This is a genomic window from Pseudomonas sp. SIMBA_067 (genome assembly GCF_046534675.1).
Classification (GTDB): Bacteria; Pseudomonadota; Gammaproteobacteria; order Pseudomonadales; family Pseudomonadaceae; genus Aquipseudomonas; species Aquipseudomonas putida.
The window spans coordinates 1-273 of record NZ_JAWRYH010000411.1; the positions used below are offsets into that span (position 1 = coordinate 1).

The 273-nt window shown below is 62.3% G+C and carries 1 protein-coding gene; it reads right to left on the bottom strand.

All coding sequences use genetic code 11. The features are described from left to right. Nucleotides 1-273: alcohol dehydrogenase catalytic domain-containing protein (locus SB765_RS29665; RefSeq protein ID WP_410932497.1), on the bottom strand; the 273-nt coding region annotated here is incomplete at both ends.

Below are 273 nucleotides of genomic sequence, written 5' to 3' on the forward strand. Positions count from 1 at the left end.
CGGCAGACAAAAGGCATTTTTTGCCGGGGCCAGCGCATAGTCGCTGAAGCCGCCGTCGCGATGCACGCCAATCACCTGCAGTGTGGTGCAGACATTGGGACGGCCCACCGAGCAGGGATAGCAGCTGCCGCAGCTCACCACCGGATCCACCGCCACGCGGTCGCCCAGCCGGGCTGGATCAACGCCGTCGCCCACCGCGTCAATGACGCCGAAAAATTCATGACCAATCACCCGTGGATATTTCGCGAACGGGTTATGGCCGTGCCAGATATG